General features: G+C 46.9%; 14 protein-coding genes and 9 pseudogenes. 3 read left to right on the forward strand and 20 right to left on the reverse strand.

Translation table 11 applies throughout. The features are described 5' to 3' along the window. Positions 1-43: 43 nt before the first annotated feature. Positions 44-1,509, reverse strand: a pseudogene (locus tag ACQ86O_RS04900) (PLP-dependent aminotransferase family protein). Between the two features lie 371 nt (positions 1,510-1,880). On the opposite strand from ACQ86O_RS04900, the gene ACQ86O_RS04905 reads away from it, so the two are divergent. Beyond that, positions 1,881-2,489 (forward strand): LysE family translocator, encoded by a 609-nt coding sequence (locus ACQ86O_RS04905; protein ID WP_431224350.1) that lies wholly within the window; start codon positions 1,881-1,883, stop codon positions 2,487-2,489. Here the strand turns inward: ACQ86O_RS04905 and ACQ86O_RS04910 are convergent. From ACQ86O_RS04910 to ACQ86O_RS04965, 12 genes and pseudogenes are all read right to left on the reverse strand, one after another. Beyond that, a complete protein-coding gene (locus ACQ86O_RS04910) occupies positions 2,486-3,043 on the reverse strand; it encodes an MltR family transcriptional regulator (RefSeq protein WP_431224351.1) in 558 nt (185 codons plus the stop codon). The genes ACQ86O_RS04905 and ACQ86O_RS04910 overlap by 4 nt on opposite strands. Before the next feature lie 129 nt (positions 3,044-3,172). Next, complete coding sequence (locus ACQ86O_RS04915; RefSeq protein WP_431224352.1) at positions 3,173-4,321, reverse strand: mannitol-1-phosphate 5-dehydrogenase; 1,149 nt, start codon at positions 4,319-4,321, stop codon at positions 3,173-3,175. A gap of 61 nt (positions 4,322-4,382) precedes the next feature. Next, positions 4,383-6,298: pseudogene (locus ACQ86O_RS04920) on the reverse strand (PTS mannitol transporter subunit IICBA). Between the two features lie 776 nt (positions 6,299-7,074). Then, positions 7,075-8,211, reverse strand: a complete 1,137-nt coding sequence (locus ACQ86O_RS04925) for an ABC transporter permease (RefSeq protein ID WP_431224353.1) — start codon at positions 8,209-8,211, stop codon at positions 7,075-7,077. Next, entirely contained in the window at positions 8,192-9,115 is a 924-nt protein-coding gene (locus ACQ86O_RS04930; RefSeq protein ID WP_431224354.1) for an ABC transporter ATP-binding protein, read from the reverse strand. The genes ACQ86O_RS04925 and ACQ86O_RS04930 overlap by 20 nt, the downstream gene beginning before the upstream one ends. Beyond that, positions 9,108-9,761, reverse strand: coding sequence for an HlyD family secretion protein (locus tag ACQ86O_RS04935; RefSeq protein ID WP_431224355.1), 654 nt, complete (start codon positions 9,759-9,761; stop codon positions 9,108-9,110). The genes ACQ86O_RS04930 and ACQ86O_RS04935 overlap by 8 nt, the downstream gene beginning before the upstream one ends. A 32-nt stretch (positions 9,762-9,793) precedes the next feature. Beyond that, entirely contained in the window at positions 9,794-10,072 is a 279-nt protein-coding gene (locus ACQ86O_RS04940; protein WP_431224356.1) for a hypothetical protein, read from the reverse strand. A 16-nt stretch (positions 10,073-10,088) separates the two neighbouring features. Continuing rightward, positions 10,089-11,803 (reverse strand): annotated as a pseudogene (locus ACQ86O_RS04945) (lysophospholipid acyltransferase family protein). A gap of 315 nt (positions 11,804-12,118) precedes the next feature. Next, complete coding sequence (locus ACQ86O_RS04950) at positions 12,119-12,346, reverse strand: hypothetical protein (RefSeq protein WP_431224357.1); 228 nt, start codon at positions 12,344-12,346, stop codon at positions 12,119-12,121. Between the two features lie 400 nt (positions 12,347-12,746). After that, positions 12,747-12,961 (reverse strand): annotated as a pseudogene (locus ACQ86O_RS04955) (Tn3 family transposase); the annotation flags it as partial. Positions 12,962-12,965: 4 nt separating this feature from the next. Further along, positions 12,966-13,097 (reverse strand): annotated as a pseudogene (locus tag ACQ86O_RS04960) (IS3 family transposase); the annotation flags it as partial. A gap of 160 nt (positions 13,098-13,257) precedes the next feature. Next, on the reverse strand, positions 13,258-14,247 hold the full coding sequence (locus ACQ86O_RS04965; RefSeq protein WP_431224358.1) for a fimbrial protein: 990 nt from the start codon (positions 14,245-14,247) through the stop codon (positions 13,258-13,260). A gap of 96 nt (positions 14,248-14,343) precedes the next feature. Between ACQ86O_RS04965 and ACQ86O_RS04970 the strand changes: the two are divergent. Together ACQ86O_RS04970 and ACQ86O_RS04975 are read left to right on the forward strand one after the other, a co-directional pair. Continuing rightward, a pseudogene (locus ACQ86O_RS04970) lies at positions 14,344-14,508 on the forward strand (IS1 family transposase); the annotation flags it as partial. Between the two features lie 65 nt (positions 14,509-14,573). After that, a pseudogene (locus tag ACQ86O_RS04975) lies at positions 14,574-14,720 on the forward strand (IS1 family transposase); the annotation flags it as partial. Between the two features lie 93 nt (positions 14,721-14,813). Here the strand turns inward: ACQ86O_RS04975 and ACQ86O_RS04980 are convergent. The 7 genes and pseudogenes from ACQ86O_RS04980 to ACQ86O_RS05010 form a co-directional block, all read right to left on the reverse strand. Beyond that, a complete protein-coding gene (locus tag ACQ86O_RS04980; protein WP_431225651.1) occupies positions 14,814-15,143 on the reverse strand; it encodes a FimD/PapC C-terminal domain-containing protein in 330 nt (109 codons plus the stop codon). Positions 15,144-15,155: 12 nt separating this feature from the next. Next, positions 15,156-17,306 (reverse strand): annotated as a pseudogene (locus tag ACQ86O_RS04985) (fimbria/pilus outer membrane usher protein); the annotation flags it as partial. Positions 17,307-17,461: 155 nt separating this feature from the next. Then, positions 17,462-18,133: a fimbrial biogenesis chaperone gene (locus ACQ86O_RS04990; RefSeq protein ID WP_431224359.1), complete on the reverse strand. Its 672-nt coding sequence runs from the start codon at positions 18,131-18,133 to the stop codon at positions 17,462-17,464. Between the two features lie 100 nt (positions 18,134-18,233). Continuing rightward, a complete protein-coding gene (locus ACQ86O_RS04995; RefSeq protein WP_431224360.1) occupies positions 18,234-18,746 on the reverse strand; it encodes a fimbrial protein in 513 nt (170 codons plus the stop codon). A gap of 819 nt (positions 18,747-19,565) precedes the next feature. Next, a pseudogene (locus ACQ86O_RS05000) lies at positions 19,566-19,787 on the reverse strand (IS3 family transposase); the annotation flags it as partial. Positions 19,788-20,494: 707 nt separating this feature from the next. Continuing rightward, positions 20,495-21,145 (reverse strand): EAL domain-containing protein, encoded by a 651-nt coding sequence (locus tag ACQ86O_RS05005; RefSeq protein WP_431225652.1) that lies wholly within the window; start codon positions 21,143-21,145, stop codon positions 20,495-20,497. Positions 21,146-21,263: 118 nt separating this feature from the next. Then, entirely contained in the window at positions 21,264-22,022 is a 759-nt protein-coding gene (locus ACQ86O_RS05010; protein WP_431224361.1) for a winged helix-turn-helix domain-containing protein, read from the reverse strand. Between the last annotated feature and the right edge of the window lie 73 nt (positions 22,023-22,095).

The following is a 22,095-nucleotide window of genomic DNA, read 5'->3' on the forward strand; positions in this document are numbered from 1 at the left end:
TTGCTTAAGAAATTTTATCCAGTATATCAAAATGCACATCAGGTTACTCAACTTGCGCAAAGCCCGGCGGCAGGCCGCTCATCTCGCAGGCCTTTGCCCCCACGCGGACCAACGCCTGGGTGTAACGCGCATTAAACGGATAACAGCAAGAAAGCCTTAACCCGTTGCGGTAACGCCCGCTGGGAGAATATAGCGTGCCAGGGGTCAGGCAGATCTGCTCATCAAGCAACTGATGGAACAAAACCACCGTGTCCACCGCCGGTGGAAACTCAACCCAGAACACAAACCCACCAGCCGGTTGCGTCGCCAGCGTCCCGCGAGGGAAATGGCGGGCAATCAGTGCCCGAGCTTCTTCTACCTGCGATGCATAGCGTTTGCGCAAGTTCCGCAGATGATGGTCGTAACCCCCGCTTCCAGAAACATAGCCAGCGTTTCCGACAGCAGGTGCGATTCCGCCATCGAAGATACCGCCTTCAGTTTGCGTAGTGCCTCATTAAAGCGCCCTCCGGCCACCCAACCAATACGGAAATCCGGTGCCAGAGTCTTGGTGAAGCTGGAGCAGAATAACACCCAACCTTCACGATCAAACGCCTTCACCGCCGGGCTCAACGCAGGGCCGAATTGCAGTTCGGCATACAGCCCATCTTCGATCAACGGCACCTGATGATCGTTCATCAGGCGGGCCAGACGCTTTTTCGACGCCAGCGGCATGGTGCATCCCAGCGGGTTTTGTACCGTCGGCATGGCGATGACCACATTGAGCCGTTTTTCCTGCAACAACAGCTCCAGCGCATCCAGCGACAAGCCATGTTGCGGATCGGTTGGAATTTCCAACGCTTTCAATCCCAGACTGGCGAGCAGCGGCAGCAGATAGAAATATGTGGGGGATTCCAGACCAACGCAGTCGCCCGGCTTGGTGGTAACACGCAGAGCCAGCTGTAAAGCCTCCATGCAGCCGTGGGTCAAAGTGATATCACACGGCTCCAGCAGCATCCCCAGCGTCAGCGAACGCCTGGCAATCTGTTGGCGCAGGCGCAGACTGCCCGGTGGCAATGCATATTGCCCAATAAGCTGGGGTTGGCGGCGCAACTGTGAAGAGAGCATTCGGCCCAGTTTACCGCCAGGGTAAAAATCCACGGTTTGCGGGCAGGCAAGAGACAGATTTGTGAAGATTGGATTTTGCTGGGCAGCAAACACCGTGTCGATCAATGCCAATACATCATCCGCCGGTTTCGCTACCCGGCTACTGGGCGCTGATGCCGTCTTCAGCGCAGGCAAGGTGGCGCGCACATAGAACCCGGATTGCGGGCGCGCCTCAATCAGCCCCCGGTCTTCCAATTGGCGATAGGCCGCCACCACGGTGTTGATGCTGACCCCATGAGCCTGCGCACTGTGGCGTACCGAAGGTAAGCGGCTGGCGGGCAGCAAAGTACCCTGGCGGATAGCCGCCGCCAGAGTCTCCGCCAGCTGCAGGTAACGGGTTTCGGGGATCTGATCAAGCAGGGTCACAGTTTCTCTCCAGGCAATGGGTACAGTTTAAAATAAAGCCAACTGTAACCATGACAATAGCTGATTTCTGGTTCTGTCACCATCCACCGATGCCCTTTATGCTGATGGACACCATTAATTTATACCCTATGGATTTCTAGTTGGTCGCTCAAGCGCTTCCCTACGCCCGCGACATGTGTACCTCCCTGTACAGCACAGCTAAGCACCAGCTATCTCATCCCCTGGGGTTGACGTAAGTCAGTGACGGGGCGGGATAAATCGGCCAGAAACCGATTTGAATGCCGCTTGCAGTGGCTCTTACAGGGCCTGGTCATTGAGTGCAGGTAACAACGCACCAGCTTGAAAGACGGCGGGTATGCAAGGATCTTTTTATGCTGGATTCAGCCTTTGTCAGTTACGTCACCGTGATGTCTATCACCCCCGGCCCCAACAATTTGCTGCTGGCCTCATCGGGCGTCAACTTCGGCCTGCGGCGCACCCTGCCGATGATATTTGGTATCAGCCTGGGCTGCGCGGCGCAATTGGCGCTAACCACCGTGCTGCTGGCGCTGATCCTTAGCTGGGTAAGCGCCATTCGTTTTCCGTTGGCGGCAATGGGCTGCACGTACTTGCTGTGGCTGTCATGGAAGCTGTTTAAAGCGGCCTCACCAGATGCCAAACAGCAGACACGCCCCATGCGCCTTATCGGGGGTGCCCTGTTCCAGGTGGTGAACCCGAAAGCCTGGTTGATGACGATTAACGTGGCGATCCTGTTCACTCCACATACGGGGGTGACACTTAGCCAGACCCTGCTGACCATCGCGGCTTTCAGCGCGGTGAATATTCCCTGCATTTTAGTCTGGGCGCTGGTGGGTGATTGGCTGCGTCATGCCCTGCGTGTGACCTGGAAATTGCGGCTATTTAACGGTGTGATGGCGGGATCGATGGCGGCAACCGCCTTATGGCTGCTGTTTGATGAATGGCGGGCGGCATTTGCCTAAGGTTTTTGGGCACCGAGCGGAGAGAGCCGGGAGGGCTGTTTTGCGCCGATACCGGCCAGCAGCTCGGTAATCGACAACACCATGGTGGAGCGAACCATCTGCTGGTAGCGCTGATGTTGCATGGCGATCAGCGATTCATCGGCTTCACCAGGTTGTAAAAACGTAGGTACCGGCGGCAACGCGCTTACGCAATGCAGTTCACCGAATGGCCCCAGTATTTCATCATCAATAAAGCGATATTCCGAACCATCGTGATTCAGCTCTTCACGCATCGCCATCAGCAGCTCGGCATCTTCATATTCATGGCGTGAAATCACGCCCAGCCCATACATCAGCTTCAGGCGTACCGAAAGTTCACCCAACGGCCCTTCGCCAGACAAAAGGGGTTCGACGGCATATTTCACCGCGTAGTCGTCTTTACGAAAAACCTGAACCACCAATACGTTGAGCGCTTCTGCCAACAGCTCGACCGCTGCAATCAGAAAGCTGCGCACCGTCTTGCCTGCGTTCAGCTTTTCCAGAACCTTGTTTTCAAATGCCTGTGCTTCTTCCATCGTCGCTTTTCGAATGGCGTGGGAGGTGCTTTCACCTGAGCGGGGGCAAAGATGCCTTGCCCCTCACCCTACCCCTTATCCGAGGAGAAAGGGAACTGTTTTGCCTGCACTGATTTGATATCACAGTGTTTACTGCATGGCGTTATACACAGCTACCGCCTCTTCCACAACCTCGCTGTCAGCCGGTAAACCGGAAATTTGCGCCAGCGCGGCTTTTGGCCCCAGTTTTTCCAGCAGTTCTACCAGCTCTTTCGCCTGTGGGTCCTGCTCGCTGCGGTAACGCATGGCGGCAGCAATCCCTTTGAGCAGGTTGGCATGTGGCAAGCCGTACTCCAGCGTTCCCAACAGCGGTTTGATCAGACGATCGCCAGCGCTCAGCTTACGCAGTGGCTGACGGCCCACACGTTCGACATCATCATGCAGATAGGGGTTTTCAAAGCGTGACAGAATTTTGTTGATATAGGCCGCATGCTTGTCGGCATCAAAGCCATAGCGCCTGATCAATACCGCACCGCTCTCTTCCATTGCGCCTTTCACCACGCTGCGGATGGCCGAATCGAGAATCGCATCACGAATGGTCAACAGCTTGGCGCGTTGGCCCAGATAGGCGGTGATCGCATGGCCGGTATTGAGGGTGAACAGTTTGCGTTCAACAAACGCCATCAGGTTGTCTGTCAGTTCCATACCGGCAATCGCCGGAGGCTGGCCCTTGAACTGGGTCTGATCAACAATCCACTCACTGAAGGTTTCCACTGTCACTTCCAGCGGATCGCTACTGCCAGCCTCTGCTGGTGGCACGATACGGTCTACGGCAGAGTCTACAAAGCCGACATGCTGCTCAACCCAAGCCTGCTCATCCTGTGGCAACAGGTCGAAAACGTGCTGCTTAAGCTGGCTGGTCCCCCGTACCATGTTTTCACAGGCGATGATGTTCAGTGGCTGGGAATTGCCTTGCTGGTGGCGCTTGATCAGGCCTTTGGCGATAGTCCCGGCGATTTTACCGAGGATCTGCGGGCCAACAGCCGTGGTCACGATATCGGCTTGGGCAATCAGGGCCACCGCGTCTTCGCTGCCGCTATTAACAGCACTGACGTTTTTCACCTGTTCAACGCGTGCTTGCTCACCCACCACGTGTACCTGGTAGCCTCTGCGTTGGTTCAGCTCATCCAGCACCGTCTGGTTAACGTCAGCAAAAGTCAGTTCGGCATGTGCATCAGCAAGCAGTTTGCCGATAAAGCCACGGCCGATATTCCCGGCTCCGAAGTGTAATGCTTTCATATTTCTACCTTTCTTAATGTCGAAGGGTGCAGCAAGCTGCACCCTTTAAAATGGCCTGCTATCAGGCTTTCTTGCCGCCAAGCAACTCCAGCACTTCCTGCACGCTGGTAGTATTGGCCAGCCGTTCGATGACGTTCTCATCATCCAACGCATTGGTCAGGCTGGTGATCACCTGGATATGCTCATTGTTGCGTGCGGCAATACCAATAACCAGACGCGCAACCTCGTCCTCTTCCTCACCGAAACGTACGCCCTGCGGATATTGGCAGAACACCACGCCGGTGCGCAGCACGCGGTCTTTAGCTTCGATGGTGCCATGCGGCACGGCAATCGACTCGCCCAGATAAGTGGAGGTCAGCTTCTCACGCTCCAGCATCGCCGGCACATACTCAGGCTCTACGTAACCGCCCTTTACCAGTTGCTCACCGGCAAAGCGAATAGCCTGCTCTTTGTCGATGGCCTGCAAGCCGAGGAATACGTTATTTTCACCCAGTTTGAACAGATTCTGTTCGCTGGCTTCAAAGCTGTCGTCCAGCGTGGTGATAACCTTTTGCTCGATTTCGCTGGTCTTGTTGGCGGCGACCAGGCGTGCGGTCAAATCGTTGTACAGTTGGCTGTCGAGGAAGTTGGTCAGAGAAATATGCTGGGCCTGCGGAGCATGGCGCATCGCACGCTCAGTCAGATCGCGATGCGTAATCACCAGGTCCACATCTTCCGGCAGGTTGTTGATCGCGGTGTTGGTCACCGAGATATGTTTCAGCCCCGCGTCAGCCACTTTTTTACGTAACACACCGGCCCCCATGGCGCTGGACCCCATACCGGCATCACAAGCCACGATGATTTTACGCACGGTGCTCAGATCGCCATCTACCGCTGCGTTAGTCGCTTTACCGCCTTTGGACTGCGCTTTCATGTCCTGAATACGGCGAGTGGCTTCTTCCAGATCGTCTTCTTCTTTCACTTTCGAGGTTTTCAGCAGGAAAGCAGAAACCAGGAATGAAACCAGGAAGGCCGCAAAGACCGCCGCCAGGTTGGCGAAGTAGGCGCCTTTCGGCGTCATCGCCAATACCGCCAGGATAGAACCTGGAGAAGCAGGAGACACCAGGCCGCCGTTCAGCAGGGTCAGGGTGAAGACACCGGTCATACCGCCCAGAATAACCGCCAGTATCAGACGCGGGTTCATCAGCACATACGGGAAGTAAATTTCGTGGATACCCCCAGGAAGTGGATGATTGCCGCACCACCGGCAGACTGCTTGGCACTGCCACGGCCAAAGAACATGTAGGCCATCAGCACGCCCAAGCCTGGGCCAGGGTTGGCTTCGATCAGGAAGAAGATCGACTTACCGGTTTCGGTGGCCTGCTGAATACCCAGCGGCGAGAAGATACCGTGGTTGATGGCGTTGTTCAGGAACAGGATTTTCGCCGGTTCAACGAAGATTGAGGTCAGTGGCAGCAGGTTGTTGACCACCATGATATGCACGCCAGCCGCCAGGATCTTGGACAGCGCTTCGACCAACGGCCCGATGCCCATAAAGGCCAGCAGTGCCAACAGCATACCGATGATGCCGGCGGAGAAGTTGTTCACCAACATCTCAAAGCCGCTCTTGATCTTGCCATCGACCCAACGGTCAAAATGCTTGATCGCCCAACCGCCCAACGGGCCAACAATCATCGCGCCGAGGAACATCGGCATATCTGCACCGACAATCACGCCCATGGTGGTGATTGCACCCACCACGCCACCGCGTTCGCCACCCACTAATTTACCGCCGGTATAACCGATCAACAGTGGCAGCAGATAGGTGATCATTGGGCCAACAAGTTTGGCTAGCGTCTCATTTGGCAACCAACCGGTAGGAATAAATAACGCAGTGATAATACCCCAGGCGATGAAGGCGCCAATGTTGGGCATCACCATATTACTCAGGAAGCGGCCAAAGTTTTGCACTTTAACCTTCATATCTGGTGAGAACATAAAACACACCCCTATTGTTACGCGCTGACAATAAGAGCGCGTGATTATTGTTGTAACGTTCCAGCCGTGTTGTTGCTGTTTGCTAAATGGACTCTACCACGCTCTTTTTACTACGCGAACTTCGCATAAATTTTGTGACACACATCACCAATAACAACCCTAAAACCCGGTGATTATAGTGATTCAGATCACAAATATTCAGTGTAAAAAATACAATGGCCAGATAAATCGGCAAAACGGCGACTAAACGTGACATTTGTCACATAAAACACCGGTCGATTTGTTTTCAAATTGTGATTTAAATCACAATTTATTTTACCTACGTCCACCGGGCCGTGGCCTTTCATCGGATCTTCCCTGTGAGCATCCATTCCGACGGGAAATAACAGGGAGTGGATGAAAGAAAATTACATTAATAAAAATGATATACCCAACGTAATTGGCGTTGCCGCCAGACACCAAGAGAGTTAATGCGCAGGAGCTGACTGAGGTCAGTGACTGGAGCTCACTCTCGTCCTCAACAACGCTGCAACTTCAAGCAAAAAGGGGATGATTAATAGAAGTGTAGTACAGAAGCCGGTAGGAGAAGTGTGGCAGTTGAATGCGTAAATACGCCTGATCCCCTCCCCGAAGAAAGCGAACCAGGCGCGCAAGCGGAAGCGATCTGCTGGCCATAGCCCGTTAGTTTTTCTAACGATACCCTATGAATTTCAAGTTGCCTGCTCAAGCGCATCCGCTGGCGCCTGGAAGACACCGGGTATAAGCCACACAGACCTTTAGTCCAGCGTCTTGCGATAAGAACTCAAACCAATAAATATCACCAGGAAGGCCAACCCGATGAGTGGCAACAGGTCAGGTAGCAAATCCATTACCGAGTACCCTTTCAGCATAATTCCTTTTATCAACCGGATAAAATAGGTCAGTGGTAAACAAGAGCCAATCACCTTTGCCCATAGCGGCATACTAATAAACGGGCTGATAAAACCCGACAGCATGACGGAGGGGATAAAATAAAATGAGGACATCTGCAGTGCCTGGAGCTGGTTTTGAGCAACGCTTGAGATGGTAATACCTATTGATAAACAGAGGAAAATATAGACCGCCAACACCATTAATAACAAAAATGCACTGCCCATCAGCGGCACATTGAACAAATAGACCGCACACAGAATAATAGTAATGGCCTGGAATAATCCAATGACGATATAAGGGCTGATTTTGCCGAGAATGACCTCAAGCCCGGTCACCGGAGAAACCAGCAGATTCTCTATCGCTCCCTTTTCACGCTCTCTGGTGATCGCCAGTGCCGTCATCAAAATCAGTGTGGTGCTCAGTATTGAGCCAATGATCCCCGGGATAGTATTGTATTGAGTGATACCTTCAGGGTTGAATTTACGATGGATCACCAACTCAAAACTATCCTCCCCGCTCGTTTCCACTGCCTGAGGCAGGTTATTCTGGAACATGGTTTTTGATGCGGATGCGAGCGCACTTATCGCATTACCGGTAGTCAGCGGATCGATGGCATCACCCTGAAGTAAAATCTTTGGTTTCTCACCACGTAACATGCCCTGGGTAAAGCCATCAGGTATGGTGACGATGAAAATCGCCTCTCCACGCATAAAGTCTTTTTCCGCTTCGGCCTCTGACTCGGCTTTATACATGGCAAAGTAACCGGTATTTTGCGCAGCCGTAATAAAGACCTGGCTCAATCGCCCAGTGTCATAATTCAACAGTGCGGTTGGGACATTTCGCGGATCCATATTCACCGCATAACCCAAAATAATCAGCTGAAACAACGGGGTCAGAAACACCATAACAATACTGATCTTATCCCGCCGCAGCTCATGTATCTCTTTAATCACTACGCCGAGCCAGCGTGTCAGGGAGAAGTTAGCTGTTATTCTTATCATCGTGGCTTTTCATCAAATAGGTAAAGGCATCTTCAAGATTGGTTTCCACCTTGCAGACTTGATGCCCGGAGGGAACCGCCTGGGCCAAGATGCCAGCTAATCCTTGTTTATCCCGAGCGGTGACATAAAGCGTATTGCCGAAAATGACCGTCTGTTCGATGGCAGAGAAACGCTGCAATTTATTCTCTAGTTCAGTTAATCCATTGCCACGGATGCTCATCGTGGTCAGGTTCTGAGCCTTGATGATTGACTCAATCGTCCCGCTAGCCAGCAGGTTGCCATAAGAAAGGTAAGCGACTTTATGACAGCGCTGCGCCTCATCCATATAGTGAGTGCTTACCAGAATCGAAATGCCTTCATCTGACAACCGGTGCAACGTTTGCCAGAATTCCCGGCGCGCCTTGGGATCCACGCCAGCTGTTGGCTCATCAAGAAAAAGCAGCGCGGGCTGATGTAACATACAGGCGGCTAATGCGACCCGCTGCTTCCAGCCACCAGAAAGAAATTTGGCCAGTTGATTTTGCCGTGACGTTAAGCCAAGTTCCGCCAGCATTGTTTCAACCCGCTGTTGCCGCTGTTTAATATTGTGAAGCCGCGCCAGGAACAGCAAGTTTTCCCGAATGGTTAAATTCTCCCACAGGGTGAAATGTTGGGTCATATAGCCAATGCGTTGTTTGATTAACTCACGCTGGGTAAAAATATCCATCCCCAGACAGTGCCCGCTTCCAGAGTCTGGCGTTATCAAACCGCACATCATGCGGATCGACGTCGTTTTCCCACTGCCGTTCGGCCCAAGAAAACCCTGGATCTCACCTTTACCAATCTGCAGCGAAAAATCTTTCACCACGTGCTTTTCACCGAAGTGCTTGTTTAGCCCCCGGACATCAATACACAGCTCACTCATCCGCCATCACCCCAACTTCGACAGGCTGCCCAATCTTGATCATGTCGGCCTGTTCTGTCATCGGAACGGCTTCCACCATGAAAACCAATTTTTCACGGCGTGCGGTGCTGTAAATTACCGGAGGTGTGTATTCAGCCTGGGGGCTGATGTAGTTGATTGTGCCAACAATAGGTTGCTGGCAGCCATCACAAGACGCTTTGATGGTCTGGCCAATATGCAGCGCACCCAGATTCTTTTGCGCCACGAAAAAGCGGATTTTGATGTTGCCTGGAGGAAGTAAGCTAATAATGGGTTTGCCCGCCAAAGGCCTTTCACCCGGACGGTAGATAACATCATAAACCCGCCCGTCCTGGGGGGCGACAATCAGGCTTTGCTGAAGATCCCAACGTGCCTTGTCCCATTTAAATCTTGAAGATTCGGCACGCAGTGTCTGGTTATTGATTTGTGCCTGGCGAGCGGGTAGCTCCTTGGCGGCCAATTGATGCGTCAGCTCTTTAACCTGAGCCACTTTTTGAACGTGATCCTGCTTGAACTTCTCCCATTCGGCTGCCGAGATTGCCAGGCTCGCATACAGTTGCTGGTATCTGCCCAGTTGGCTTTCGGCCAGTTTGGCGGCAGATCGGGCACGTTCAAGTTGGGAACGCACAATATTCAACTCCTCAAGGCGCTCTCCGGATTCTAAATCCTGAAGTAACGCACTCTCGGCATGGTAGTTTTTTCTGCAATATTGAGGGCATTTTCAGCGGTAAAAGAGTCCATTCTTACCAGGCTCTGCCCTTTGGTTACCTTATCCCCTTTATGAACCAGGATATTCTCGATTTTTTCCGTGGTATTGTACGAGAGATAAATAAACTCCCCTTGGATATAGCCAGAGAATTCACTTTTTTCTGAATTATCGCACCCACTCAAACATAGAAAGCAAGCAAGGGAAAGAAGCTTGTTATTGACAATGTTCATTACAAAAACCTTCTATTCAGCTAACAGAGCCTATCCCAGCCGATTTAGATATGTAGTGCGAAAAATACGCTTTTTTCAAACTGGCTATTTCACAGATACTCAGGCCAGCAATGGAATTAAACCCTCTGTCTTCTATAAAATCGACCAAGGTTGAGCCGCCAGGGTTAAACCAACGCGCCATCTGTTTGTAAGGCCATGGCAGTTCATACCCCAATTCACGCAGCGTTTTGTTCAGTTTTTTCCAGTCTTGCTCAAAGTCGCTACCGTCGTAAAAATCAATAATTTTATCGCACCCTAACCTGTAAGGTTCCGACGAAGTGCGGAGTTGAGGCAGCCCGGAAAAATACAGTTGATAAAAACTGATAATCAATCCCTGTGCATAAGCCGAAAACGACCGGGGAATAGTTAACACTCCCAGCAGGTTTTTATACTCTGGATATTTACCCATAAAGCAAAATATCCCCTTCCATAGGGTATCGAGCGCATTGGTTTTCTGATACTGCTCCTGAATAAAACCCCGCCCTATTTCAAAGCTGGTTTTTATCGTTTTAAGACAATCTTCGCGATACTTGAATAAATTATAGCTATAAAGCCCTTCAATCCCTTTTTTATCGATCTGCTCTCCTGCTGGCGTAATCCGATATGCCCCTACTATTTCCAGATCGTATGGTTCCCAAAGGATCACATGGTGATATTCATGATCATAACAATCATTATCCCGTTTTTTCCCGTGCCGGCGCCTATCGCCCGAAATGAGATCTCCCTTAACCGCCCCAGTTCCTGCAGGATTGGCGAGTAAGAGTCATCTTGAGGGCGGTAGAGAAAAAGAATTTTACCATCGTTGAGCGTTTTTAAAATTTTACATTGATTAAGCGCTTTTACCAGCAGACGTCTTTTTTCCGGCTTTGCCAAAGGCGGTTGCGTTGGAATAAAGCCGGGCTTCCCGTTCCCAAGCAGTAACAGGTGTTTACGGGAGTCTGCTGCAATCTGATCGTTATTTGAGTTCTGCCTGTTCAAACTGGACAAGTTAATCTGCTGGCAGATTTTCATACGTAATGTATTGCTTTGATGTCTGGCAATTTCGCGGAAAATCATCAGATTAGATAGCGGGCGCCATATTGTTGCAGCGAAATAATACCATAGGCTGTTTGAGCCAGAAATATGAACGGGGACCAACGCAGCGTTGTTTCTAGCCGCCAGTTGGATAAACCCTGGATTCCAGCGTGACTCACGTAACCCCGTCAAGGTCACGCTGGCGAGGCGGCCTGCCGGGCAAATGATCAATACCCCACCGTTTTTCAGGTGGTCGTTCATTTCTTTAAACTGCCTATGGCTCATTTTTCCATGCATATTTCTAATGCCGATAGAAATGCCTTCTATCTGTGGAAAAATGCTGGTCAAGACATGGTTGGCAATGATCTTGACGTCTTTTCTTACCCTCGCAACCGTGTTCATCAATGCCAGACCATCAACGACGGTCGGATGGTTTGAAATGATGATAGCCGGGCCCTGGCTGGGAATATTGTCATAATCGCTACAGTGGACTTCACAACGCAGCTGCAGGGCATCAACGATGGCTTCAACCCATTCAACCCCTTGCTGGCCCGACGCTGCCTGTAAAAGCGGAGAAATTTTATTTTCCCCAAAAACCCATTCTATTAAGCGACGTTGCCAACCAGGAACGTCTCTGTCCGGGAAAAATTCACTGATGACTCTATCTATAGAGTTCATGTGATATCGCCTTATTTTTATACTATAAAGTCAAAAGCCTTTTATACCCGTCGTTTTTCAAGCCGCAGGGTTCAAATTTGTGAGAAACCACGTGCTTGTGATTTCTAATACGGGCTGCCGCGGGCGGCATTCGAATCGGTTTCTGACCGATTTGTCCCGGCAGATTTACACACACCCCTACCACTGACTTACATCAGGGACTGGGGATGATTGAGCCTGACGACAATTTGAAATCCATAGGGTATATATATTTTATAAGAAATAAAAAACATAGGCCCAAAATACCAAGGCCTATGTTACGACTAAAATACCAACTTATTTTTTACGGCCAAAAATACCGCCAAAGATTGAGCTGACAAAATCAATGCCAGCTTCTACGACTAAGCCGATACCATTACCCAGGCTACCCGCTGCGTTTTTAGCACCAGTAACGCCAAAGTTCTCGATCAGCGCACCAATACCTTCACCCAGAGCCTTGGCTGCGTCTGCTACGCGGCCTGCACCAGAAACAGCTACCATTTCGTTTGTATTTAATTCTCTCATAATTCCCTCTATTTATATTGATTAACAAATTAATGGGTTACCCCAGAAAAAAAGAAAATAAGCGAACAGTCTTGATATGTATCAAAACATGATACCGCCTTTCTCTTTCATTAATTACTTTAACGGAGTAATGAGATAATTCAATGCAAAAACAGACAAATCGCATACTTTTACGATCATCCTTAGAAAGGGCTTAAAAACATCTTATTTATATATCGCTTTTTATATTTCAATTTTATCGAAACAGTCAGAAACATAATGAAGCGAAATTTTAAACACAAAAAAACAACATTGAAATAATGGGGTAAATGGGGTCCGTTTGGAAAAAGGAAATATCCTACGTTAAGCCTGTTTTTTGTTCAGGTCACTATCCAATGAGCGTAACGAACGGTATTTCCCTGAGCCCACGCGCACGGTAGCTCTGATTCTCCAGTCCACGGTCTCTGATTTCGCCTAACCGATGCATGAAGACCGCTCGCGCAAGGGCATTGCAGACCCCACCTTTATTTAATCCCGCCTGCCCCGTCGGCGCAGAATCGGATCGCGGAACCAGCCCAGAATAAACAATGCCCGTTCGATGCGTCCGATTTCTCTCAATGCCTTTGCAAAACCATTATGGTTTGAGAATTTCCGTTCTTGCATCCAGTAAATCCTGCGTCTGGTGCTCGCTCTTGTCAGGTTTTATCGCCCGAACCCATTTATAGCCGAAGCGTTCTGAAACGTCGGTAACGGAATAGCCGCGCTCGGTGATCTGATGAACAGCTTATTCCTTAAATTCCGGGGTAAATCGTGGAGTGCCCATAAACGCCTCTTAGGCTCAAACTATAGGCCAGATTTGTCTATGGACGCGGAGTCAGTCCACGCCCGGTTGCTTAGCTAAAAAATCAGATAATATCATTGGTATGAATCACCTATAAGTCATGGTGAAGGTAGCGGTTCCATTCGCTACCCCCCGTTACTTTGTTTGCGATCTGATAATAGCGGGCTGAAAAATTAAAATTCAGCGGCCCATCTTTTGCAACGGTAGTCATAAATTGTGGGGAACCGAACGTCACGGGTGTCTGTGCACCCGAGGTCGGCCCACTTAGCAGTTGAATACCTACCCCGGTGGCTGCTCCCGTAACGCGATTCACACTAATGACCCCTTTAAAATCAGAAACAGCTGTCGCATTTAGTTCCATATTGACGCGGGCATTGGCATCACAGTCGAGCGGGATAGTAAAGTATGCTGGCACACTTGTAGAACCTATACTCCTAAAGCTATTGGCGAAAACATTCCCCAATACCACATTAATAACCGGCTTAGTCACTGAACAAGCAACTGCTGTCACAGTGATTGACGGCATAGTGAGGGCATTTAAAGGGGATCCCGGTATATAATTTGATATCGGTGTCCCAAAATAATAATTGAATGCCCTTGAAGGGAGTACCGTACTAGTGATATTCCCTGTTTTTACCAGTTCAAAGGTATCTGTAAACCTTGTAGTGCCGTTAAAGTTAATACCACGACCACTATTTTTTGAGAACGAATTGAGCGCGGCTGAGGTCCAGGTTGCTGCTGTGCCGGTAGCACTGCTAAGGTTTTTCCAGCGGATACCAATCCCTGGCGTTCCAGTTGCCCTTACATCACCTATTGATGTTGCGCCGGCATCAATATTATTGGGCCCAGGGAAAACGGACCATGAACCATCATAATGTTGATTCGCCCCCTGAGAAGTACAAACAATATTAATGATTACCTGACCACTGGCTATCGTGCTTCCAACAACAGCATCACGCTGAACAATAATATTACTAGGGAGGCTTATTGTGGCATTAGGTGCAGTACAGAGTGCCACCACGCTCTGGCTAACCAATAGTAGTATTGCCCCAACGAGAAGATGTTTGCCGTATTTTTTCATTCCATGCACCGCCTTATCTTGTTAATCCTTTTAGAGGATGCGAACTGTTTCTAACCGTTGAGGGTAATACCTTCAACTTGCTGAATCTGGTGTACAATGCAGGCTCTTGACGTTTTGCCCCTGCCCAATAATATTCATTGCCTCCTTTGTATTTCTTCTTTGGTTTATCATCATGGTCAGAACACCAAAGGCCATGACAGGTTTCACTGTCGTGACTGGTATCGGATATTCCAGCTCACATACACCGACCAAGCTCGCAAAATCGATAATTAAAGAACATATTGCTGAGCTAGAGATGTGCCAACTGTTAAGTAACTAACCTGATAGTATTCACTCAGCGGATTAAGCGTAACAACCCGACATTACGGATACACATCAAAGGGCTCACCAGCAAAACCCACTTTTTCTCACGCTCTGTTGAGTTGCAAGAAAAAGTCATCGGTGCATTCATTGAAAAATTGATGTTATATTAATTGGAGGTATTACCCAATTGAGAGTGTATATCTCGCTTTCAGAGTTCATACTGCACAGAGGAAGACAAAAATTGCAGTAAGATGATAACAACCTCAATCGCATAAAACATTCAGTGATAACACAGTTGACGATGTCGTATTTCCGGCTGGGGGCATATTGATATCAGCCAGACACTGCTGCGATGATTCATTCCCCCATATGGCATGCAAACGCCCTTTAGCAGGAATACCGCTCAGATAGACCTCACCGTTAGCGCTTACAATCCCTGTGCTGACGGTTGCTCCCTGATAACTCACAATAGCTGTAGCGCCAAATGGCACGGGTCTCCCCTTGTGTCGCAGTGATAAAAGGGCGCGAGCTCCGATACGTGTTTGGAATTCCGCCAAAACAACCGCTCCTTTCGTCGGCACTACGGTCTGCACTGCAGAATCCAGTTCAACATCATCCTTAAGGCTGCCAGGTTCCAGCGCAATCCGGTTCATCCGATATGTCAAAATATTTGGCACCACGGCATAACCCCTTGCATCAGTATGTATACCTACCTGATTCTGTACTGAAGTATTACTTGCACCAGTTGCCTTAATGAGCGTGACTGCATCCCCGAGCGGTTGAGACAGAGTTATTCCGTTAGCATGCGCGACAATACCGCCACTCAATTCGATGTTGACCTGTTGGTTTTCCTGCGTGTAGTTATACCCGCCACTCACTCGTCCCTGTGAACCACGGTAATCTAAAGTCGCCCCCCCCATTACCCACACCACCAGTAGCGTAACTTTCTCTCACACTATAATTTATGCTGTTATTTTCTAATAGCATACCTGACACGCCTACTTCGTTACTTGTTCTATGCTGGTTATCGGTCGTAACGTTGTAACTAGCATAACTGTTCGGCATCCAGCGACTTAATGGTATCTGCACATTAAAAGAAAATTGCTGGTCTGAAGCCAAACCCGCCACTTTAGTTTGCGCATAGTTCAGATTATAATTGATACTCGCAATATTCAGGGTGTATCCCGCCGAGACAGTACGTTCCTTACCATTATTTTGCCAATAATCTTGCTGATAGCCTGTCAAATTAAGGTTGCCATAATCACCCAAATTCTGATTCACTTGAATTTGCAGACGTGAACGCTTGTTATAACGATTCAGCCAATTTTCAGTGTCATTCAAATTAATTTCATTGACTTCATTAAAGTCATAAAAATTACGTGTGGAATACCTATATCCCGCCAATGTAAAGGTCGTACCACTCTGAAAAACATCCTTGGCATACTGAACACGATACGATCGCCCAGAGTGTTTGCTGCCGCCCTTCAGCGTCGCGTTAGCTTGAGTAACGTCCAGAGATATCGAACCCAAATACCCCAGCCCCTGCCCAATCCCCAGCAGAGCTGAAAGATAATTCTCTGCGACGATCCCGCCCCGTAAGTGGTCAGTGTATTGCTGACCCCATATTGCAGACTACTTTGCACAAAACCTGGCGTTTGGGCAGCATGCTCATTTTGTGAACGATACTGCCCCCCGGTCAGTGCATAACGGAAACTGCCTTCACGTTGCATACCGGGAACCGCAGAGAATGGCAGGACAAAACTGCGCTCTCTGCCATCAGATTCACGTATAGTTACATCAAGGTTGCCACTGCTCGCCGTAGGGTATAAATCTTTGATGGCAAACGCTCCTGGTGGCACATAAGTTTGGGTGATAATCACCCCATTTTGACGAATTGTGACCTGGGCATTAGAGTTCGCTATTCCACGCACAACCGGCGCGAAACCCTGCTGGCTGTCTGGTAACATGTTATCATCGCTGGATAATTGAATACCAAGGAATGGGACGCTGACGAAAGTGTCACCCGGGGTGGAGTTCTCCCCGATCGTTAGCTGTCCTCCAAGGGATTGTATGTCACGCTGTACATAAGTGTTAATACTTTGCCAACGGTTTTGCTGCGTTTGATTGCTGACAACCGTTGTATCTCCACTCGTCCTTATATTTGTGTTGGAGCGTGAATAAGTGGAGTAATTTCGTATACGCCAGGCACCGATATTCGCACCTGACCCTAGATTCAAGAATAGGTTATCGGTATCCCCACCGTTTTCACGTTGCCACGAATTACTTGCACTAACCGAGTAATTCATCAACACCGCCATTATTCCTTGATCCCACAATGCAGGGTCTACTGAATTGCGCGCGTGAAAACGTAATGCAGCTTGAGGAATGCTGATATCTAAGCGCTGGCTGTTAAAATCAAAATGCGTAAATGCTTCCGGGATATAATCCTCCAGCAAATCTACTATCGCATCTGGCTGCATTATATTCATTTTTGGAAACGCCGGGGTATTAACACCAAAGTCTTGCAATTGTTTGACAGTGATTTCAGGGACTAATGCCTGTGCATTCTGAACAAATTTCACTCTTCGAGTTTCAATGAAGTCATTGTTTAAATAAATATCAACAACATAAATCCCAGGTAGTTGCTCCCCTCGCGCAAAAGCACTTAAATCTATCATTTCCTGGCCCGTGTTTTTAAGTTCTATCGCATAGGGATCAAAAAACTCCTCCGCCTGTAATGCTGGCACAAAGAGCACGTGACCAAAAAAACAGAATAAGGTAATTGCGTATCAAGCAACAACCTCAGTGGCGAGAACAGAACCTTGAGGAAATCACCCGACCTTTTTCGAGAAAAAACAAAATACATAATACATCCTGTATAATGGCAGTCCATAAAATTAAAAGATAATATTTATTGACGGTATATATCACTATGCCCGCCATAATCATTAATTGCTTGCCACTCCACTGCGCCTTTTACCCCTAAAGGCAAGGATAATATTTGGGAACCCATTGGAGCTACCATTCCTGGTTCTTTGATCGAGTATCCACCAACGCTCAGATTGAAGAACGACACATGATATGGCGTGGGATTTGTCACTTTTAATTGAGAGCCACTCTGCGAAAACTGCAAAAACTTATAAGCTTCCTCTGGTTTACCTGTCAGATTTTCTGGGCGGTAAAAAAGTTTAATACGGGTACGAACAGCAATCTGTAAACGATTAGCCGTAGTATTGGGTACAGCAGCCACTGATTTAACACTCAACCAATAAACAGATTCACGATCCGTGGGCGAATTATCTGCGATTTTAATAATGCGTAATAAATTCTCCCGATTGCTATTCAATAGAAACAATGGTGGAGTGACAGTAAAAGGTACCTTTTTGTTATCAGTGTCAGAATAATTGTCCAACCAACTTTGAATAAGGTAATTAGTGTTTTTTTCCGGGTTTCTTACTGACAAAGAAACTTCTTTTTTATTACCGTCATAGATGACACGTGTAGCACCGACAATAACGCCTGCATAAGTTGCCCCACTAATAATTGTCAGCATGCAAAAAATAATGAAATTTATAAAATGCATAAAGCTCCTATATAGATATAATACATTCGGATAACGGTAATAGAAGATACAAAAAAGTAATGATATACTCTGCTCTGGTAACCAGAGCAGAGTGTGAAAATTAATTGTAATCAATACTAAACTGGGTAACAGCGTTTGCCTGACCAGGAGTGACAGTTGTATTTGTTGCCATATATTTAGCAACGAAACTCAACTCCCCAACAGAGTTTGAAATAGTAATAGGAGTAGATGTCTTACTTAAAGGAAGAAAAGTCGATGAATCCTTTTCATACAGAGCAACACCAATACCGGCAGCACCACCGGTAACGGCCAGAATATCATTATTACCGTTGGCACGTGCGCCATCAAAGCGAACCCCAGCCTGAGTAATGGAAGTATCACAATCCATTAAGTGGATGCTAAAAGCCACGCTGCCGGCTACATCCCCGGTATTTTTGAAACTACTGGCATCATAGTTACCTAGTAATTTAGTTTGGTTTTGTTCGGCTGGATCCACTGAACAAGTCGTAGCTATAATATTCCCGGTAAAATTTACAGTACCATCAATAGCATAAGAAATATTAGATAAGAATGTACCTGTGCATAATGTTAATACAAGCAGTTTTTTATTCACGATAATTTCCATATTTATGTATAAATTAAATATCCGTCTAAAACGGCGATTCATCTTCAACGAGCGTTACCGCTATTTAACTTTATTTAAAAAAATGAAAGGTCAATTTTTTTACTTATTCATCACCAATTTTAAACACCATTTTTTATCATCATAAACTTAAATAAATAAATAAAAAAATACTGATTAATTATTTTAGATTAACAAAATGGGGGGCAATTCTAAAAAAACTTAACTCAGCACGTTATCTGATATCAGGTTAGTATTATCATACGTTTATTTTTCACAACCAAAGTAAATGACTATTTATTTATATATAACGATATTTTATATCGTTCTATATCTCGAGCGAAACATGGCCTCGTAAACGCTCAGTTTTGATGAGCATTCTGTCAGAAGGTTGCTGGTTCGGTAGCGCCCTATGTACGACAAATACTGAAATAAACAGCAAAAAAGCAACCTACTGGCAGTAAAGCTGGCAACCATAACCATTGACCAGTCTCAGCTTGATTAAGTTGAATTAACGCTGAAATCTCCCGGATGAGGTCGATCTGTGAGCGTTGACGTCGCTACACGTATCAATCAACGGGCCGCAGATCGCCGCCTCCGGCAAACAAATGAAATCCATTTAGTTGATGTACCGATATCAGCAAAAAAACGCAGGATAAAAAACTTGCAGCGCAGAATGACTCACAGAAGAGCATAATTTTTTGCTTTGACGAACCGGCCACGGTGATGGACAAGCGCGACATTCCCAATAATTAGGGGTGAATCGCCCCAATTTTCCTGAAGAGTATTTTAGTAGGGAGCTCTGGCCGCCAGATCCCTCAGACGCTGGCGTTCGGCGGTAGACCACCCTCAACGTCACGGGCATTTCGCTCATGCTGGCGAATCCAGATGCGTAAGGTCTTCGGGGTGCAGCTAATCTTCGGGCAATGGAGCTGAGGGCCGCCTACTGTGAGTCGTATTCGTTCTGACTATCCAGCACCATGCGCACGGCCCACTAACGAACTTCAGGGAAAAACGCGTATTTTTAGTCATCCTGTGTACCTCTTGCTCAAAGAGTTTAGCCTCCGCATTACCGGAGCAGTTCAACCAAATGGGAAATTGTTTTTTGATCAATTTTTTTGCGTACGCAAAAAGTACTGCTGCCGAATTAACTGAATGGATAACCTCTGATACAGACTCAGCAATACGTGTATATTTCAATGCGCTCAGTACGCACGATGGTTTTTATGATTCGATACAGCTTACTCAGATCAACACTCGTAAATTATTTTGGGCTTGACTGGAAGATGTTTACTACCAACCACTGAATTACTGGGCCGAAGCGAACAAATTTTCGTTCATTTCGGCAATGGGAAATCAAGTAAGCGCAATGCTCAGGTCTGAACCTGTTATCATCAGTTAAATTTGTGAATTTGTTACACAAGCGGAATTTAAAACCTCGGTATAGTTTTAGCCGCCGAAAAAAATGTGGGATTCCGGCGTAAATCCCATAACTATTACTTTATAAAAATCGAAGTTTTATATTGCTAGTCACCTCTGGAGCGCCATAATTACGACAAATACTCTGTTTTGATGAACATTCTGTCAGGGAACCGCCACGTCTGCGCAACTGTGTACTCAATAACCACCTTAAAAAAGCAAAAATTTGACTTATAAGGAGAGATTGATGGATTTATATGAGGCATTCACGCATTACTTAAATGCCGGAAGTAGGGGATACGTTGACGGTCAACTCGCCCTCAAAACTGACCGGCTCTAGCGAAGAAGAAACCTTGCATATGAGAAATGTTGATAGCGCTGAGTGCTTCTGCGACCTCATATGTCTCGACACCTTCGGCAATTAGGGTCAGCCCCAGCTGTTTTGCCATCTTATTGATGTGAGTGATGATCGTTTTCCCTTTGCAATCCAGTACGTTAGACGTGAGTGACTTGTCTAATTTAATAATGCTCACATTAAATTCTATCAAGGCTGAAAAGGATAAATAACCGTGGCCAAAATCATCTAAAGCCAGCATTACACCCACTGCGTTTAACTCACTAAATAAACGTGATAGCGCCGCATTTTTCGATATTTTTTGAGATTCATTTATCTCAAGCACTATTTTTCCTTTATATCCGGATGCCATGAGATCCAGGCATAAAGCTAACACTCTCGAATCTGTATTATTAGCATTAAGATTGAAACTGAGATAGTGTATGTCATTGAAAATCTGGGGGTGCAACGTGATATTGTCTTTTACTTTTTCCATCATGTTAGAAAGATGCTGCATTTCGCTATTAGGATTATTTTGTAAATTGAAATCTTTTGGCGGGCTGTGCCATTTATCTTCGTTCAGCCATCTTGCAAGCACTTCGTAAGCAATAATCTCACCTGTTGAATAGTTAATGATCGGCTGAAAAAAGGCGTGGCGTGGTCGTTTTTATACACTTCCTGAGTCATTTTATTTCCTTGGTCATAGAAAATTTATCTCCATTCGATCTGAAAGCTATTGTTGGAGATTATTAATCCTAGACAGACTTTACATTACGACAATATGAGTAATCACCATTGCTTTCTCTTTTGCAAAAGTAGAATATGTTATAATTATCTATAATTTCCGTGGTATTCTCACTTTTATTTTTTAGATAAAAGTAAATGTCATAATTATCAGTGTCACAATTAATATTGTTTTTGTTTATAGCATTTTCAACCATACTAATAGCTTCACTTTTTTTATTGAAAGAAATGTCTTTTAATGGTTTTAAATCACACCGCTTATACTTAAAAAAAACAGATTCACCAATAAGATCATAATGGGTTTTATCAGAAGATAGCATAAACAAACAGGCAAGCATCAAGGTCATTGCGTAAGGCAACATGACTAAGACTCTTGAGTATGTCTTTTTTTCGGTTGCAGCAACTCCAACTGAAGATTTACTCTTTATTTCATCGGGGTTTGCTAACTCAATGACGTACTTTCTGTTAAATATAAATCCCTTCTTCGGCAAGGTTGTAATGTAATCCCTATCCCCTGTAACATTAAAGACGGCCTTTCTTAACATGCTTATATGATTATTAAGGTTGTTACTAGAAGGTGTTAATCCATGCTCTGACCATACTTTTTCCAGCAGGTAAACCCGGGTGACACCAGAAGGATTAATTAAAATCTCGGTAAAGAGACGAGTCGCTATTGCACTGATGTATAATGCTTTTTCATTATCTTCAAAATGATAAATGACATTTTCATCAGTATTTAATACTAGCTTTTTATCAATAATGAATTTCATCTTCATGCAACTCGACTATAGTAAGATATGATATTTTTAATGCAATAGTACACATAATAATGAATAATCCATC

It is taken from the genome of Serratia sp. L9 (assembly GCF_050632285.1).
Taxonomy (GTDB): Bacteria; Pseudomonadota; Gammaproteobacteria; order Enterobacterales; family Enterobacteriaceae; genus Chania.

What these genes read in the sequence shown, in the direction of transcription:
- ACQ86O_RS04965 (WP_431224358.1), bottom strand. Translation starts at nt 14,247, where the DNA reads ATGAAAAAATACGGCAAACATCTTCTCGTTGGGGCAATACTACTATTG.
- ACQ86O_RS04940 (WP_431224356.1), bottom strand. Translation starts at nt 10,072, where the DNA reads ATGAACATTGTCAATAACAAGCTTCTTTCCCTTGCTTGCTTTCTATGT.
- ACQ86O_RS04930 (WP_431224354.1), bottom strand. Translation starts at nt 9,115, where the DNA reads ATGAGTGAGCTGTGTATTGATGTCCGGGGGCTAAACAAGCACTTCGGT.
- ACQ86O_RS04905 (WP_431224350.1), top strand. Translation starts at nt 1,881, where the DNA reads ATGCTGGATTCAGCCTTTGTCAGTTACGTCACCGTGATGTCTATCACC.
- ACQ86O_RS04950 (WP_431224357.1), bottom strand. Translation starts at nt 12,346, where the DNA reads ATGAGAGAATTAAATACAAACGAAATGGTAGCTGTTTCTGGTGCAGGC.
- ACQ86O_RS04925 (WP_431224353.1), bottom strand. Translation starts at nt 8,211, where the DNA reads ATGATAAGAATAACAGCTAACTTCTCCCTGACACGCTGGCTCGGCGTA.
- ACQ86O_RS05010 (WP_431224361.1), bottom strand. Translation starts at nt 22,022, where the DNA reads ATGAAATTCATTATTGATAAAAAGCTAGTATTAAATACTGATGAAAAT.
- ACQ86O_RS04990 (WP_431224359.1), bottom strand. Translation starts at nt 18,133, where the DNA reads ATGCATTTTATAAATTTCATTATTTTTTGCATGCTGACAATTATTAGT.
- ACQ86O_RS04915 (WP_431224352.1), bottom strand. Translation starts at nt 4,321, where the DNA reads ATGAAAGCATTACACTTCGGAGCCGGGAATATCGGCCGTGGCTTTATC.
- ACQ86O_RS04910 (WP_431224351.1), bottom strand. Translation starts at nt 3,043, where the DNA reads ATGGAAGAAGCACAGGCATTTGAAAACAAGGTTCTGGAAAAGCTGAAC.